Genomic DNA, 15,693 nt, shown 5'->3' with positions numbered 1-15,693 from the left:
GCCTGCAGGTCCTCGCCCTTGACCACGAAGCCGTAGCCGGCGTCAGAAGCGATCACATACAAGGCATCGTCATCCGGCAGCAGCACGCATTCGAACGTCGCACCCGGCGGCGGCGTCAGACGGCCGGTCAGCGGCTCGCCCTGACCCCGGGCCGATGGCAGCGTATGGGCCGCCACCGAGTAACTGCGCCCGGTGGAGTCGATGAACACCGCGAACTGGTTGGAACGCCCGGGCGCGGCGGTCTTGTAGCCATCGCCGGCCTTGTAGGACAGACCAGTGGCGTCAATATCATGCCCCTTGGCGCAACGCACCCAGCCTTTTTCCGACAGAACGATAGTCACCGGCTCGGTAGGCATCAGCTCGTTTTCCGACAGCGCCTTGGCCTCGGCCCGGGCGACGATCGGCGAACGGCGGTCATCGCCGTAGGTTTCTGCGTCTTGCAGCAACTCAGTGCGCACCAGCTTCTTCAGTTTGGCTTCGCTGTTGAGCAAGGCTTGCAGCTTGGCCTGCTCCTTGAGCAACTCATCCTGTTCGGCCCGCAGCTTCATCTCTTCCAGACGCGCCAATTGGCGCAGGCGCGTGTCGAGGATGTAGTCGGCCTGGATTTCGCTCAGGGCGAAACGCTCGATCAGCTTGGCCCGTGGATGCTCCTCGGTACGGATGATGTGGATCACTTCATCCAGGTTGAGGTAGGCAATCAGCAAACCGTCCAACAGATGCAGGCGACGCTCGACCTTGTCCAGGCGGAACTGCAGCCGGCGACGCACGGTGGTGACCCGGAACTCCAGCCACTCCACCAGCAGGGCCCGCAGGTTCTTCAACTGCGGCTTGCCGTCCAGGCCAATGATGTTGATGTTGACCCGGTAGGTGGATTCCAGCTCGGTGGTGGCGAACAGGTGCTGCATCAACTCATCGGCGTCGACCCGGTTGGAGCGCGGGATGATCACGATGCGGCACGGGTTCTCATGGTCCGACTCGTCACGCAGGTCGGCCACCATCGGCAGCTTCTTGGCCTGCATCTGGCCGGCGATCTGTTCCAGCACCTTGGCCCCGGAGACCTGGTGCGGCAGCGCGGTAACGATGATGTCGCCGTCCTCGACCCGGTACACGGCGCGCATGCGTACCGAGCCACGGCCGGTTTCGTAGATCTTCAGCAGGTCGGCACGCGGGGTGATGATCTCGGCTTCGGTGGGGTAGTCCGGGCCTTGGATATGCTCGCAGAGCTGCTCGACCGTGGCCTTGGGCTCATCCAGCAAACGCACGCAGGCCGAAGCCACTTCCCGCAGGTTGTGCGGGGGCACGTCGGTGGCCATGCCCACGGCGATGCCGGTGGTGCCGTTGAGCAGGATGTTCGGCAGGCGTGCCGGCAGTACCAGAGGCTCCTGCAGCGTGCCGTCGAAGTTCGGCCCCCAGTCCGCAGTGCCCTGGCCCAGTTCGCTGAGCAGCACTTCGGAATAGCGCGACAGGCGCGCCTCGGTGTAACGCATGGCAGCGAAGGACTTGGGATCGTCCGGCGCACCCCAGTTGCCCTGGCCGTCCACCAGCGTGTAGCGGTAGCTGAACGGCTGGGCCATCAGCACCATGGCCTCATAACAGGCCGAATCGCCGTGCGGGTGGAACTTGCCGAGCACGTCACCCACGGTACGCGCGGATTTCTTGTGCTTGGAATCGGCATCCAGCCCCAGCTCACTCATGGCGTAGACGATACGCCGCTGTACCGGTTTCAGGCCGTCGCCGATATGCGGCAGAGCACGGTCCATGATCACGTACATGGAGTAGTTGAGGTAGGCATTTTCGGTGAAGTCAGCCAGTGACCGGCGTTCTACGCCATCCAGGCTGAGATCAAGGGAGTCGCTCATGCGGGCCTCATTGGTTCGTAGTCTGGCGCAGCAGCATGCTGCCGCCGCGCTGAGTAAATTCAAGTTTTTTCAAAGCGCTCATGCCCAGCAGAACCTGGTCGCCGTCGAGCCCCGGCGCCACCAGCGCGGCCACGTCCCGCAGCACGATATCCCCCAGCTGCAGGAGTTCGATACGGGTCCGATAACCTTCGCTGCGCCCATTGGCCGTGCTCAGGGTGACCGGCGCACCGCGCTCCAGGCCCAGACGTTCAGCGAGATCCGCAGGTACCGAGACATCGGTGGCCCCGGTGTCGAGCATGAATTGCACCGGCCGCCCGTTGATATGGCCGCTGGCGACGAAATGCCCCTGGCGATTGCCCGCCAGTTGCACTTCGATGTAACCCTCATGTTGTTGCGAACTGACGACAGTGTTGGGGTTCTCCTGGTGCGCTTCCCAGTCGGCAAAGAACCGCGTGGCCAGGAACAGCGCCGCCGCCCAGGCCATGATCAGCATCACCCGCCCGGCACTCTTGCCCGGTTGCTGGCTCACGGCTTGGCACTCCAGCCGCCTTCGGGAGCTGCAAAACGCCAGACGATCGGTCGGGCCTCGCCGTCGGCGCGAGCACCGTTGTTGTTGTCCAGGCCAATCCAGGCGCCCTTGGCGTCCACCACCAGGGCTTCCGCCAACCCGTAGGGTTGTGGATAACGCCGATGCTCCACCAGTGCTTCACCAGCATACGACCAGCACTGCTCGACCTTGGCGCTCAGCGCGTCCCGGCGACAGATCTGATAGGCGTTGCGCTCCAGGGTGTACAGCTTGCCGTCGAACAGCGACAGGTCGGCAAAGTCACGGGATACGGCCTTGGCGTTGGGCACCTGCTCAGGCTGCATTAGCGCCCCTGCTTCACTGAGCAGCACGCAACCGCCATCGCAGTCCCAGGTGGTCTGGCCACGCTTGATCAACAGCAGCCCGCGCCGCTCGCGTTCCGCCGCCAGCCAGATCCGATCCCCGGCAGGGTTGACCGCCAGCCCTTCGAACAGGGCATTGAAGTGCAGCAGCATGCCGCTGGCACGGGCTTCGCGCACCATGATCGGGGAAATCTTCAACCAGGCCGGCGCGCCTTGCGCCGGAACCTGCAGCACCGCGGCATGGGCTTCGCTGACCACATATTTGTTGCCGGCGGCATCACAGGTGATGCCCTCGAAATCCAGGTCGCCGCCACGCACGAAGGACGCCGCCCAGGTCCGCACCTTCAAGCCCCAGGGCAAGCCGGAATCCGGCACCGCAGGCACCTCGATCCCGACGGTCTCGGCCTGCCAGACAGTGTTACGGGTATCGAGCCTGTAGATCTGCTCGTCGTCGCGATCGGAGACGGTCCAGAGCTCCTGACCACACAGCGCCAGCCCGGACAGATTGCCGCCGCGCATGCCTTCCACAGGATGCTCGGACAGCAGTTTCAGTTCGGGCGCCGGCGCGGCCACCACCGAGGTTGCCAATAGCGCCAGGGCCAGGGCAAAACCTCTGTGCATCAGGCCAGCACCTCGGCCAGGTTGCCCTTGGACTCCAGCCAGGACTTGCGATCACCGGCGCGCTTCTTGGCCAGCAGCATGTCCATGATTTCCGCGGTGGCCTCGACGTCGTCCAGGGTCAACTGCACCAGGCGCCGGGTGTTCGGGTCCATGGTGGTCTCGCGCAGTTGCGGCGGGTTCATTTCACCCAGCCCTTTGAATCGGGTGACCTGTGGCTTGCCGCGCTTCTTCTCGGCCACCAGGCGGTCGAGAATGCCGTCGCGCTCGGCTTCATCCAGGGCGTAGTAGATCTCCTTGCCCAGGTCGATGCGGTACAGCGGCGGCATGGCCACGTAGACGTGACCGGCATCCACCAGCGGACGGAAATGCTGGACGAACAAGGCACACAGCAAGGTAGCGATGTGCAAGCCGTCGGAGTCGGCGTCGGCGAGGATGCAGATCTTGCCGTAGCGCAGCTGGCTCATGTCCTCGGCGCCCGGATCGACCCCGATGGCCACGGCGATGTTGTGCACTTCCTGGCTGGCCAGGACCTCGCTGCCGTCCACTTCCCAGGTGTTGAGGATCTTGCCGCGCAACGGCAGGATCGCCTGGAATTCCTTGTCCCGCGCCTGCTTGGCCGAACCGCCGGCGGAGTCACCCTCCACCAGGAACAGCTCGGAGCGCATCGGGTCCTGGCCGGCACAGTCCGCCAGCTTGCCTGGCAGCGCCGGGCCCTGGGTAATGCGCTTGCGCTCGACCTTCTTGCTGGCCTTCAAGCGGCGCCCGGCGTTGCTGATGGCCAGCTCCGCCAGTTGCATGCCCAGCTCGGGGTTGGCGTTGAGCCACAGGCTGAAGGCGTCCTTGACCACACCGGAAACGAACGCCGCCGCCTCGCGGGATGACAGGCGCTCCTTGGTCTGGCCGGAGAACTGCGCATCCTGCATTTTCATCGACAGGACAAAGGCAATGCGCTCCCAGACGTCTTCCGGGGCCAGCTTCAGGCCGCGGGGCAGCAGGTTGCGGAACTCGCAGAACTCGCGCATGGCATCCAGCAGGCCCTGGCGCAGGCCGTTGACATGGGTGCCGCCCTGGGCCGTGGGGATCAGGTTGACGTAGCTTTCCTGGACGCTGTCGCCGCCTTCGGGCAGCCACAACAGGGCCCAGTCCACCGCTTCCTTGTTCCCTGCCAGGCTGCCGCAGAACGGCTCGGCCGGCAGGCGTTCGAATTCACTGACCGCATCCACCAGGTAGGAGCGCAGGCCATCTTCGTAGTGCCACTCGACCTTCTCGCCGCTGGACTTGTCCTCGAAGCTCACCAGCAGCCCCGGGCAGAGTACGGCCTTGGCCTTGAGCACGTGCTTGAGACGGCTGACGGAGAATTTCGGCGAGTCGAAGTATTTTGGGTCCGGAGCGAAGTACACGCTGGTGCCGGTGTTGCGCTTGCCCACGGTGCCGACCACTTCCAGCTCGGTGGCCTTGTAGCCGTCGGCGAAAGTCATCTGGTATTCGTTGCCGTCGCGCTTGACCCGCACCCGTACCTGGTTCGACAAGGCGTTGACCACGGAGATGCCCACCCCGTGCAGACCGCCGGAGAACTGGTAGTTCTTGTTGGAGAACTTGCCGCCGGCGTGGAGCTTGGTGAGGATCAGCTCGATCCCGGACACGCCTTCTTCCGGGTGGATGTCCACGGGCATGCCGCGGCCGTCGTCGGACACTTCCAGGGAATGGTCGGCGTGCAGGATGACCTGTATCGACTTCGCATGGCCGGCCAGGGCTTCGTCGACGCTGTTGTCGATGACTTCCTGGGCCAAATGGTTGGGCCGCGTGGTGTCGGTGTACATGCCCGGGCGTTTGCGCACCGGGTCGAGTCCCGAGAGGACTTCGATGGCGTCTGCGTTATAAGAGCTAGCGCTGGGAGTGGCCATGGGTTCTCGTCGTTAGTCGTTCAATGAATATGGGGCGAAGGCTCACAGTGCAGTGAAGTCGATCGCCTGGTACTGATCGGCAGTGATGCCGGCAAAATTCAACATCGCCGGCAATTGTCCGGCAAAACCTTGGAAACTATGATCGCCGCCGGCCTGTATGCGCAAGGCGCAGGCGCGGTAGTAGCGCTCGGCGCTGCGATAGTCCAGCGTCTCGTCCCCGGTCTGCAACCACACCTGATAACGCTCAGGGTCCTGGGGTGGCGCCACTTCCAGCGCTGCCAGGGCCGCGACATGGTCGTGGGTCAGCTCCCAGGTCTCGTCGGTGTACAGGTTCTTCTGCGTGCCCAGATAACCGTCGAACATCCGGTGCGGGCTGACAGCAGGGTTGATCAGCAGGGCCTTCAGACCATAGCGCTCGGCAAGGTGAGTCGCATAGTAGCCGCCGAGCGAGCTGCCGACCAGCAATGGACGACCGAGTTCGGCAATCGCCTGTTCCAGCTGGCCAATGGCCTGGCGCGGATGGTGATGCAGGGCCGGCACCCGCAGTTGCCCGGCCAGGCCGAGCTGCTCCATGACCTGGCGCAACTGGGAGGCCTTGGTCGATGCCGGAGCACTGTTGAAGCCGTGGATATAGAGGATCGAACCGGACATGCGAGCTCCCTGTGCACCTGGGCAAAAGCCGCAGTTTACAGGGATGGGGCCAGGTTACGCAGCCGCTTCAGTAGCCTTCGCTACCGTAGTCGATGGTGAATTCATAGCCTTCGACCCGCTGCACGCCGGTTTCCAGCCGTCCATCGGGCAGCAGCCGCAACCAACGGTAGCCCGGCACCTGCTCCTCGACCTTGAAGTCGTCGCTCAAGGGCTCGAACTGGATGCAGGTGGAAGGTGAGGCCAATAGCCGCACGTCGCCCCGCAGGCGATCGATCTCCTGGTGAACATGCCCCCAGAGCACGGCGCGCACCTGGGGGAAAGCGTCGATCACGGCAAACAGCGCCTGGGCATTGCGCAGGCCGATGGGCTCCATCCAGGCGCAATCGATGGACACCGGATGGTGATGCAGGCAGACCAGGTGGTGCCGCTCTGGTGCTTCGCGCAGGGAGCGGGTCAGCAGTTGCAACTGCTCATCCTGCAGATAACCCGGTACCGAACCCGGCACCGCCGAGTCCAGCAGGGTGATGCGCCAGTTGCCGATGTCCACCACCGGGTCCAGCAAGTCACTGCCGCTGGCGGCCTGCTCCATGACCTGCGGTTCGTCGTGGTTGCCCGGCAGCCAGCGGCCTGGGGCGGCAATCTGCCGGGTCAGTTGGCGAAAGCGTTGATAGGACTCCAGCGTGCCGTCCTGGGACAGGTCGCCGGTGGCCAGCATCAGGTCGATCCGTGGCTGCTGCGCCAGCACCAGGTCGATGACCCGTTGCAGGCTGTCGGCGGTGTTCATGCCCAAGAGCGTGCCGTCCGTCTCGGCAAACAGATGGCTATCGGACAGCTGCACCAGCAACACGGGGTCGGCGGCAGTCAGTGCGGATACGCTTGGCACGGCGTTCTCCCGGAGCAAGATCACAAAGCGTGAAGAAGGGGGCAATTATGCTGGGGGAAGTGAAAAAGAGGAAACCTGGGAAGCGGACCCAGTTCACATCTAGCGCACGGCTTCGAACTCGTGACCGCAGGCCAGGCAGTGGCTCAGCCACTCGCCGAGGAACACGTTCAGCTGGGCCTTTTCATCAGGCTGGTGCATGAAGGCATTGGGATAGGGATAGATGCTGCGAAAACGCCGGGCATGTTCGGCACTGATGACTTCCGCCATGCGCGCGTCGTGATAGACCTGCACTTCCAGCTGCGGCACAGGCAGCCAGGGCAGGCTGTGCTCCTGGCGCACCTGCAAGGTGGTGGTATACGGGCAGGCCAGTACCACCTCCAGGGCCAGTACGCCGAGCATCTGGTCACCCTGGGTCACGGCGATGCGCCGCGCCACGGGCTGGTTGCGCATGTCGGGCAGCAGGCGCATCAGCCGGGCGTAGTTGGCCTCGCAGGAAGCTTGCAGCCCCGCGAGATCCACCCGATAGCGGTCGCGTACCTTGTTTACGACCATAACCCCCTCACTTCCGCGCGATTGAGCGCCAGCCACTGCAAGGCAATGATGCTGGCGGCATTGCAAATCCGCCCGTCGCGCATGGCCTGCAAGGCATCCTCATAGGCCATCACGCACACCCGAATGTCTTCCGCCTCTTCCTCCAGCCCATGCAGCCCACCGGCGGCGCTGCTGTCGCAACGCCCCAGGTACAGATGGACGAATTCGGTGCTGCCACCGGGCGACGGGAAGTACTGGGTCATCGGCCACAGCGCCGAGATGTCCAGGCCAGCTTCCTCCTGCGCCTCGCGGCGGGCAACCTGTTCCGGCTGCTCGTCCTTGTCGATCAGCCCGGCCACCAGTTCCACCAGCCAGGGCGAAGCCGTCTTGCCCATGGCACCGACGCGGAACTGTTCGATCAGCACCACCTCATCGCGCTGCGGATCGTACGGCAGTACGCAGACCGCATCGTGACGGACAAAGACTTCACGATTGATTTCACGCCCCATGCCACCGGCGAACAGCTCATGACGCAGTTGCAGGCGATCGAGCCGGTAGAAACCCTGGAAACAGTTTTCGCGCCGGATGATCTCGACGGCACTCGGCGTGGAGTTGGCAAAGTCAGTCATAACAATCCTCGTGTACAGCGTGTTCAATCCGAGGATCCCCCTCGACTTCGCGCCATCCTAACGCGCTCGCAGCTGATCATGCAGCCCCTTTACCCTCAGCGGGATAGACGGCGAGGGGCTAAACCTACTCTAATTGCCTCTATTGAGCTTAGTGGCGAACCGACTGCCTCGCTGGCAGTCGAAGCCGGTAACTTTTGCCTCCCCCTGGTTTATGAAGGACGCCCATGTCGCTTGTCAAAATCGCCTCCGTGGCCTGTATCGCCCTGACCCTGGGTGCCTGCCAAAGCCTGTTTCAACCCAGCTACATGACCCCGCTGGAAACCACCCGGGACAAGTCCGAACAACTCAAGCCCGGCTGTAGCGGCGCCGACTGCCCGCTGGTCAACCTCGACACCGTGCACTTCCCCGCCGAACCGCAGTTGGATGCCATCGTCGAAAAGCGCCTGCTGCAAATGACCCGCACCAGCCCCGATGCTGCGCTGCCGGCCAGCCTTGCGGCCTATCGCGAGCAGTTCCTGCGCAGCGCGCCGGACCGCCACGGCATGTACCTGCAATCCAAGCTACGCGAGCAGCATGACGGCCTGGTGATCATCGAACTGGCCAGTTACCTGGACACCGGCGCTGCCAACGGCACCCCGGGCCGTGGCTTCGTCAACTATTCACGCCAGCAGCACAAGGCCCTGAACCTGGCGGACATGCTCCTGCCCGGCCAGGAAGAGATGTTCTGGAAGGCCGCGCGGGTCGCCCATAACAACTGGCTGATCAGCACTCACCTGGATCGCGAGGCCGAGTTCGTGAAGACCTGGCCCTTCCAGAAGACCCAGAACGTAGCGCTGACCCGTAACGCCGTGACCCTCAAGTACGACGTCACCACCATCGCGCCCTCGGTCCTGGGCCACATCGAACTGCAGATCCCCTACGACCGCCTCAAGGGCGTGCTCAAGCCCGAGCTGTTTCCTGGCGGTAACTGAAAGCCCGGCCCAACAGCCATTGCAGCAGCCCTGCCAGCACCAGTGACGGCAGGGTTGCGCCGATATCCGGGTACAGATTGGCCAACAGATGATAGGTGCTCACCCCACCCAGCCAGGCCAGCAGCGCCGGCCAGCGCAAGGCTGACGCCGGGTTCTGCCCCGAGCGCCGACGCAGGATGAAGTGATCCACCAGCACCACGCCAAACAGCGGCGCGAATACCGAGCCGATCAGCAACAGGAAGTTCTGGTACTGGGCCAACGGCGCCAGGCAGGCGATCAGGGTGCAGAGCACGCCTATGGCCAGCGCCAGGTGCTCGACCTTGAGGCGCAGCAGGATGCCGCTGGAAACCGCCGCCGAATGGATATCGGCAAAGGCGTTCTCCGATTCGTCCAGCAGAATCAGCAGCAACGGAATCCCCAGCCCGGCCCCGGCCAGCGCCAGCAGCAAGGCATTCACTTCACCACTGGGAGCGAAGGCCAGGGTGTAGGCGACGCCCAGGCTCATCAACCAGAAATTGCCGATGAAAAAGCCCAGGGCCGTGCCGCCGAACACGCTCTTGGCGCGCTTGCCGAACCGCGAGTAGTCAGCGATCAGCGGCAACCAGGACAAGGGCATGGCGATGGCGATATCGAAGCCCACGGCGAACGGCATCGAGCCGTCCCCGGCCTGGGCCCAGAGCGCCGCCAGGTCGGCTCGGGCGAAGAGGTTCCAGGTCAGCCACAGGCAGGCGGCCAACAACAACCAGATTCCCCATTTGCGCAGGATCTGCCGGACGAAGGTCAAGGGCCCGCTGACCGCCAGCAAGGTGGCCAGGGCACCGAAAAACAGGGTCCAGAGCAACGGGTTGGCCAGCAGGCTGCCTTCGCTGAAGGCCCGGCTGCCCAGGAGGCTCGCGGCATCGCGCATGACGATGATTTCAAACGAGCCCCAGCCCACCAGTTGTAAGAGGTTCAACAGTGCCGGCAGGCTGGCACCGCGCCGGCCCAGGCTGAGCTTGAGCGCAGCCATGGACGACAGGCCGGTGTCGCTGCCGATCACCCCCACCGCCGCCAGCAGCAGAACGCCGACCGCGGTGCCGAGCAGGATCGCCAGCAGCGAATGGGCCAGCCCCAGGCCTGGCGCCAGCAAGGCGCCGGTCTGCAGCACCATCAGGCCGATACCGAGGGAAAACCACAGGGAAAACAGATCGCGGGCGCCAAACACGCGCTTGTCGGCCGGTACCGCGAGATCGGGAGAGTAGGTACTGATTGGACTGCTCAAGGTTGATATCTCGAAGGAATAGGGTCTGCAGGAGCCGGCTTGCCGGCGAAAGCGCCACCTTGTCGAGAGCGCGGCGCCCGGTTCGCGGGCAAGCCCGCTCCTACAGGAATGTTCACGGGGGCTATCTCGAACGCCCAGCCTCTGCAGGAGCCGGCTTGCCAGCGAAAGCGCCACCTTGTCGAGAGCGCGGCGCCTGGTTCGCGGGCAAGCCCGCTCCTGCACAGAGGGGTCAGACTTTCTTGTACAACTGGCTGCCTTCCTGCTTGAAGCGCTCGGCCTGTTCCGCCAGGCCCTTGGCGACATCCACATCCACCGCTTCGATACGCTGGTTGGCTGCGTACTCACGCACTTCCTGGGTGATCTTCATCGAGCAGAACTTCGGCCCGCACATGGAGCAGAAATGCGCGACCTTGGCCGAATCCTTGGGCAGGGTCTCGTCGTGGTACGAGCGGGCGGTGTCCGGGTCCAGGCCGAGGTTGAACTGGTCTTCCCAGCGGAACTCGAAACGCGCCTTGGACAAGGCGTTGTCGCGGATCTGCGCGCCCGGGTGACCTTTCGCCAGATCCGCAGCATGCGCGGCGATCTTGTAGGTGATGATCCCGGTCTTCACGTCATCCTTGTTCGGCAGGCCCAGGTGTTCCTTGGGCGTGACGTAGCAGAGCATGGCGCAGCCGAACCAGCCGATCATCGCCGCACCGATACCGGAGGTGATGTGGTCGTAGCCGGGGGCAATGTCGGTAGTCAGCGGGCCGAGGGTGTAGAACGGCGCCTCGTCGCAGCACTCCAGCTGCTTGTCCATGTTCTCCTTGATCAACTGCATCGGCACGTGGCCCGGGCCTTCGATCATGCACTGCACGTCATGCTTCCAGGCGATCTTGGTCAGCTCGCCGAGGGTCTCCAGTTCGCCGAACTGGGCTTCGTCGTTGGCGTCGGCAATCGACCCCGGGCGCAGTCCATCTCCCAGGGAGAAGCTGACGTCGTAGGCCTTCATGATTTCGCAGATTTCGTCGAAGTGGGTGTAGAGGAAGTTCTCCTTGTGGTGCGCCAGGCACCACTTGGCCATGATCGAGCCACCCCGGGACACGATGCCGGTGACCCGCTTGGCGGTCAGCGGCACGTAACGCAGCAAGACGCCTGCGTGGATGGTGAAGTAGTCCACGCCCTGCTCGGCCTGCTCGATCAGGGTGTCGCGGAACAGCTCCCAGGTCAGGTCCTCGGCCACGCCGTTGACCTTTTCCAGGGCCTGGTAGATCGGTACGGTACCGATCGGCACCGGCGAGTTGCGGATGATCCACTCGCGGGTTTCATGGATGTGCTTGCCGGTGGACAGGTCCATCACCGTGTCCGAACCCCAGCGGATGCCCCAGGTCAGTTTCGCCACTTCTTCCTCGATCGAGGAACCCAGGGCACTGTTGCCGATGTTGCCGTTGATCTTCACCAGGAAGTTGCGGCCGATGATCATCGGTTCCAGTTCGACGTGGTTGATGTTGGCCGGGATGATCGCGCGGCCACGGGCGATTTCCTCACGCACGAACTCGGCGGTGATTTCCTTGGGGATGCTGGCGCCGAAGCTGTGGCCGGCGTGTTGCTGCTTCAGCAGGCCGGCGGCACGGGCCTCTTGCAGCTTCATGTTTTCGCGGATGGCGACGTATTCCATCTCGGCGGTGATGATGCCTTTGCGCGCGTAGTGCATCTGGCTGACGTTGGCCCCGGCCTTGGCCCGGCGCGGGTTGTTGACGTGGGCGAAGCGCAGCTTGGTCAGCTCCGGGTCGGCCAGGCGCTGCTGGCCGAAGTTGGAGCTCAGGCCGGCCAGGCGCTCGGTGTCGCCACGGTCTTCGATCCAGGCCGAACGCACATCGCCCAGGCCCTTGCGCACATCGATCACCACGTTCGGATCGGTGTAAGGGCCGGAGGTGTCATACACGGTCACCGGGGCGTTGATCTCGCCGCCGAAGTCGGTGGGGGTCACGTCCAGGGTGATTTCGCGCATGGGCACGCGGATGTCCGGGCGCGAACCCTGGACATAGACTTTTTGCGAGCGGGTAAAGGGCTGAACCGATTGTTGGTCGACTTGGGCCGACTCACTGAGGTTGCTAGCGTTTTTTAATTTTGTAGTCATCACGGGCTCTCCAGACAGCATCCAGGCAGTGGATTTTTGTCGGAGCGAACCTGTAACGGACGGACGCACCCTGGCTAGGCAACTAGTGAGTGCAGTGCTTGGTACTCGAGGGGTGTTCGATTGTCGAACAACATCCCGGACGAAGCACAAGAGGACTCGCCGGGTGACGAGAAATCTTGTTCCCTACGCAGGCGCTAACCTGATCAGGTTCAACGGGATCCGGATTATCCGATCTCAGCCTCATAGCAAGGCACCCCGACAAGAACCGGGCCAGTCTAGACAAAGCCACAGCAGAACGCCAACCCCCCGTACGATCAGCATGATGAATGGCGTAATTGCAGGATTGTTGCCACCCCCCAGCGCATCTACACTCGTTGCCCTGTGTCGAACCTTGACGCTCTGTGGGTCGCGCCTTAGCCTTGGCGCCTGAATTATTGCCGTAATATCAACTCTAGGGATCGCCGAATGCTGCGCAAACTCTCACTGGCTGTTGCCGTGTCTTGTGCGTCCAATGGAATGGCCTGGGCAGCAGAAGCGCCTTTGACCACCAAGACCGATCTGGTCAGCGTCTACCAGGAAGCGGTGGACAACAACGCCGATCTGGCCGCTGCGCGCGCCCAGTACGGTGCCCAGAAGGAAGTGGTGCCCCAGGCTCGTGCCGGGTTGCTGCCCAACCTTTCGGCCGGCGCGGACATGAACAACACCCGCACCAAGTTCGACGAACCGTCGATGACCTCTACCCGCAGCGGCAACGTCTACCAGGCGACCCTGGCCCAGCCACTGTTCCGGGCCGACCGCTGGTTCCAGCTGCAGGCGGCCAAGGACATCAACGAACAGGCTTCCCTGCAACTCTCGGCCACCGAGCAGAACCTGATCCTGCAGAGCGCAGAGAACTACTTCGCGGTGTTGCGCGCCCAGGACAACCTGGCCTCGACCAAGGCCGAGGAAGCGGCCTTCAAGCGTCAGCTGGACCAATCCAACGAACGCTTCGACGTGGGCCTGTCGGACAAGACCGACGTCCTGCAATCCCAGGCCAGCTACGATACCGCGCGGGCCAACCGGATCCTTGCCCAGCGCCAGGTGGATGATGCCTTCGAGGCCCTGATCACCCTGACCAACCGCGAGTACAACTCGATCCAGGGCATCGTCCATACCCTGCCAGTGCTGGCGCCGACCCCCAACGACGCCAAGGCCTGGGTGGACACCGCCGCCAAGCAGAACCTCAACCTGCTGGCCAGCAACTACGCAGTCAGCGCCGCCGAGGAAACCCTCAAGCAGCGCAAGGCCGGGCATGCCCCGACCCTGGACGCAGTGGCGCAGTACAAGAAAGGCGACAACGACGCTTTGGGCTTCAGCAACCCCAACCCGCTGACGCGCTACGGCAGCGACGTCGAACAGCGCTCCATCGGCCTGCAACTGAACATTCCGATCTACAGCGGCGGCCTGACCAGCTCCCAGGTGCGTGAATCCTACTCGCGCCTGAGCCAGACCGAGCAACAGCGTGAATCCCTGCGCCGCCAGGTGGTGGAAAACACCCGCAACCTGCACCGCGCGGTGAACACCGATGTCGAGCAGGTCCAGGCCCGGCGCCAGTCGATCATTTCCAACCAGAGCGCAGTGGAGGCCACGGAGATCGGCTACCAGGTGGGCACGCGCAATATCGTCGATGTGCTCGACGCCCAGCGCCAGCTGTACACCTCGGTGCGCAACTACAACAACAGCCGCTACGACTACATCCTCGACAACCTGCGCCTGAAACAGGCTGCCGGCACCCTCAACCCGGGGGACCTGCAGGACCTGTCGCGCTATCTCAAGGCCGACTACAACCCGGATCGCGACTTCCTGCCGCCAGACCTGGCCAAGGCCGCCCAGGAGCAGCTCAGGGCCCGCCCCTGAAGGTCGCAAGCATGAAAAAGGCCACCTTTGCGGGTGGCCTTTTTCATGGCGGTGTAACGGCCTTTTATGGCCACTGCGCAGCCTGCGGCAGCGGCTACAGAAGGCGACGATCAGTGCCTGCCCAGGAGGCGGCCAAGGCCGTCGAGCAGCCGTTGCAAGGCGCCCTGGTTGGCCTTGAGCACCTTGAGCCCGGCGTCGGCCATCTTGCGCGCATCCTGGGGTAGCTCGAACAGACGCTGCACCGCCACCGCGAGCCCCTCGGCATCGTCCACTTCCTGCAAGGCTCCGGCCTCACGCAGCATCGCGGCGATTTCCAGGAAATTGAACAGATGCGGCCCGCTGATCACCGGCTTGGCCAGGGCCGCCGGCTCCAGCAGGTTGTGCCCACCGTTGGGCACCAGGCTGCCGCCGACAAAGGCGCTGTCGGCCAGGGCATAGAGGAACAGCAATTCGCCCATGGTGTCCCCCAGCAGTACCGAGGTGGTGGCAAGCACCGGCTCGGCTGCAGAACGGCGTACCGTGGCAAAACCCTGCTGCCGGCACAGCTCATGCACCGAGTCGAAGCGCTCCGGGTGCCGCGGCACCAGGATCAGCAAGGCATTGGGGTAATTGCCCAGCAGTTGCCGGTGAGCATCGAGCACCACCGCGTCTTCGCCCTCGTGGGTACTGGCGGCGATCCACACCGGGCGCTCCATGGCCTGCCATTGCTGGCGCAGCTCGGCGGCCCGCTGCAGCAACTGCGGGTCGATGCTCAGGTCGAACTTGATCGATCCGGTCACTTGCACAGTCTCTGGGCGAGCCCCAAGCCGGAGGAAACGCTGGGCCTCGGCTTCGGTCTGCACCGCGAACAGGCTCATCTGCGCCAGCATCGGTGCGGTCAGCCGAGCAAAACGCCCATAGCCCTTGGCCGAACGCTCGGACAACCGGGCATTGGCCAGGGCCACCGGAATCCCGCGCCGGGCACACTGGTCGATATGGTTGGGCCACAGTTCGGTTTCCATGATCACCGCCAGCTTGGGCTGCACCCGATCGAGAAACCGCGCCGCGGCGCAAGGCAAGTCGTAGGGCAGGTAGCAGTGCTGGATCCGCGGCTCGTTGGCAAACAGCGCGTGGATGCGCTCGGAGCCGGTGGGAGTCATGCAGGTCACGGTAATCGGCAGCTGTGGATAACGCGCCAGCAGCGCCCGGATCATCGGCGCGGCAGCGATGCTCTCGCCCACCGACACCGCATGCACCCAGATGCCACCGGGTTGCATGCTCGGCAAGCCGAGAGAGAAACGCTCGCCAATGCGTTTGGCATAAGCCGGCGCCTTGCGCGAGCGCAGCCACAGGCGGATCGCTACCAACGGCAGCCCCAGGTAAAACAATGCGGTATAGAGAGTTCTATTCATGGCGGCGGAGTTTATCGGTTTTTTAGCCGATCGCCTTCAGGTGCACGGCAAAACGTTCTGCCAGCCAGTGCGCCGCGGGGCCCAGAGGT

The 15,693-nt window shown here is 63.8% G+C and carries 13 protein-coding genes and 1 riboswitch; of the genes, 2 read left to right on the top strand and 11 right to left on the bottom strand.

Going from position 1 to position 15,693, the window contains the following annotated elements; translation table 11 throughout:
* From parC to F6S12_RS24520, 8 genes are all read right to left on the bottom strand, one after another.
* The coding region (gene parC / locus F6S12_RS24555) for a DNA topoisomerase IV subunit A (RefSeq protein ID WP_315869399.1) at positions 1-1,859 on the bottom strand (1,859 nt) is incomplete at its 3' end.
* Between the two features lie 7 nt (positions 1,860-1,866).
* Positions 1,867-2,388 carry a TIGR02281 family clan AA aspartic protease gene (locus F6S12_RS24550; RefSeq protein ID WP_011058920.1) on the bottom strand — a complete coding sequence of 174 codons (522 nt, stop codon included), beginning with the start codon at positions 2,386-2,388 and terminating at the stop codon, positions 1,867-1,869.
* Complete coding sequence (locus F6S12_RS24545; protein WP_315869398.1) at positions 2,385-3,368, bottom strand: esterase-like activity of phytase family protein; 984 nt, start codon at positions 3,366-3,368, stop codon at positions 2,385-2,387. Before F6S12_RS24545 ends, F6S12_RS24550 begins: the two co-directional genes overlap by 4 nt.
* The gene (parE, locus tag F6S12_RS24540) at positions 3,368-5,272 is read right to left on the bottom strand and encodes a DNA topoisomerase IV subunit B (RefSeq protein ID WP_011058918.1); all 1,905 of its coding nucleotides are present in this window, start codon (positions 5,270-5,272) and stop codon (positions 3,368-3,370) included. The genes F6S12_RS24545 and parE overlap by 1 nt, the downstream gene beginning before the upstream one ends.
* Positions 5,273-5,314: 42 nt before the next feature.
* On the bottom strand, positions 5,315-5,923 hold the full coding sequence (locus F6S12_RS24535; protein WP_015633927.1) for a YqiA/YcfP family alpha/beta fold hydrolase: 609 nt from the start codon (positions 5,921-5,923) through the stop codon (positions 5,315-5,317).
* Positions 5,924-5,990: 67 nt separating this feature from the next.
* A complete protein-coding gene (gene cpdA / locus F6S12_RS24530) occupies positions 5,991-6,806 on the bottom strand; it encodes a 3',5'-cyclic-AMP phosphodiesterase (protein WP_041115433.1) in 816 nt (271 codons plus the stop codon).
* 99 nt (positions 6,807-6,905) lie between these two features.
* Positions 6,906-7,358, bottom strand: a complete 453-nt coding sequence (locus F6S12_RS24525) for a DUF1249 domain-containing protein (protein WP_011058915.1) — start codon at positions 7,356-7,358, stop codon at positions 6,906-6,908.
* Positions 7,349-7,966, bottom strand: a complete 618-nt coding sequence (locus tag F6S12_RS24520; protein WP_011058914.1) for an NUDIX domain-containing protein — start codon at positions 7,964-7,966, stop codon at positions 7,349-7,351. The genes F6S12_RS24525 and F6S12_RS24520 overlap by 10 nt, the downstream gene beginning before the upstream one ends.
* A gap of 224 nt (positions 7,967-8,190) precedes the next feature.
* On the opposite strand from F6S12_RS24520, the gene F6S12_RS24515 reads away from it, so the two are divergent.
* A complete protein-coding gene (locus F6S12_RS24515; protein ID WP_065364879.1) occupies positions 8,191-8,937 on the top strand; it encodes an RsiV family protein in 747 nt (248 codons plus the stop codon).
* On the opposite strand, the gene cytX is transcribed toward F6S12_RS24515, so the two are convergent.
* Positions 8,906-10,198 (bottom strand): putative hydroxymethylpyrimidine transporter CytX, encoded by a 1,293-nt coding sequence (cytX, locus tag F6S12_RS24510; protein ID WP_019093041.1) that lies wholly within the window; start codon positions 10,196-10,198, stop codon positions 8,906-8,908. The genes F6S12_RS24515 and cytX overlap by 32 nt on opposite strands.
* A gap of 229 nt (positions 10,199-10,427) precedes the next feature.
* Complete coding sequence (gene thiC, locus F6S12_RS24505) at positions 10,428-12,317, bottom strand: phosphomethylpyrimidine synthase ThiC (RefSeq protein WP_015633923.1); 1,890 nt, start codon at positions 12,315-12,317, stop codon at positions 10,428-10,430.
* 163 nt (positions 12,318-12,480) lie between these two features.
* Positions 12,481-12,585, bottom strand: a riboswitch (TPP riboswitch).
* A gap of 197 nt (positions 12,586-12,782) precedes the next feature.
* Between thiC and F6S12_RS24500 the strand changes: the two genes are divergently transcribed.
* Positions 12,783-14,213 (top strand): TolC family outer membrane protein, encoded by a 1,431-nt coding sequence (locus tag F6S12_RS24500; RefSeq protein ID WP_011058910.1) that lies wholly within the window; start codon positions 12,783-12,785, stop codon positions 14,211-14,213.
* A 110-nt stretch (positions 14,214-14,323) separates the two neighbouring features.
* Here F6S12_RS24500 and waaA read toward each other — a convergent pair whose 3' ends face one another.
* The gene (gene waaA, locus F6S12_RS24495) at positions 14,324-15,604 is read right to left on the bottom strand and encodes a lipid IV(A) 3-deoxy-D-manno-octulosonic acid transferase (RefSeq protein ID WP_041115429.1); all 1,281 of its coding nucleotides are present in this window, start codon (positions 15,602-15,604) and stop codon (positions 14,324-14,326) included.
* Positions 15,605-15,693 lie beyond the last annotated feature (89 nt).

It is taken from the genome of Pseudomonas sp. JV245A (assembly GCF_032424515.1).
GTDB classification, from domain to species: Bacteria; Pseudomonadota; Gammaproteobacteria; order Pseudomonadales; family Pseudomonadaceae; genus Aquipseudomonas; species Aquipseudomonas protegens.
Note: the sequence above shows the minus strand (reverse complement) of the source record. Positions and strands in the feature narration are given on the sequence as shown.

Bases quoted from the DNA above. Each gene is read 5' to 3' on its own strand.
- F6S12_RS24525 (WP_011058915.1), bottom strand. From the start codon at position 7,358: ATGGTCGTAAACAAGGTACGCGACCGCTATCGGGTGGATCTCGCGGGG.
- thiC (WP_015633923.1), bottom strand. From the start codon at position 12,317: ATGACTACAAAATTAAAAAACGCTAGCAACCTCAGTGAGTCGGCCCAA.
- F6S12_RS24520 (WP_011058914.1), bottom strand. From the start codon at position 7,966: ATGACTGACTTTGCCAACTCCACGCCGAGTGCCGTCGAGATCATCCGG.
- F6S12_RS24535 (WP_015633927.1), bottom strand. From the start codon at position 5,923: ATGTCCGGTTCGATCCTCTATATCCACGGCTTCAACAGTGCTCCGGCA.
- F6S12_RS24500 (WP_011058910.1), top strand. From the start codon at position 12,783: ATGCTGCGCAAACTCTCACTGGCTGTTGCCGTGTCTTGTGCGTCCAAT.
- F6S12_RS24515 (WP_065364879.1), top strand. From the start codon at position 8,191: ATGTCGCTTGTCAAAATCGCCTCCGTGGCCTGTATCGCCCTGACCCTG.
- parE (WP_011058918.1), bottom strand. From the start codon at position 5,272: ATGGCCACTCCCAGCGCTAGCTCTTATAACGCAGACGCCATCGAAGTC.
- F6S12_RS24545 (WP_315869398.1), bottom strand. From the start codon at position 3,368: ATGCACAGAGGTTTTGCCCTGGCCCTGGCGCTATTGGCAACCTCGGTG.
- waaA (WP_041115429.1), bottom strand. From the start codon at position 15,604: ATGAATAGAACTCTCTATACCGCATTGTTTTACCTGGGGCTGCCGTTG.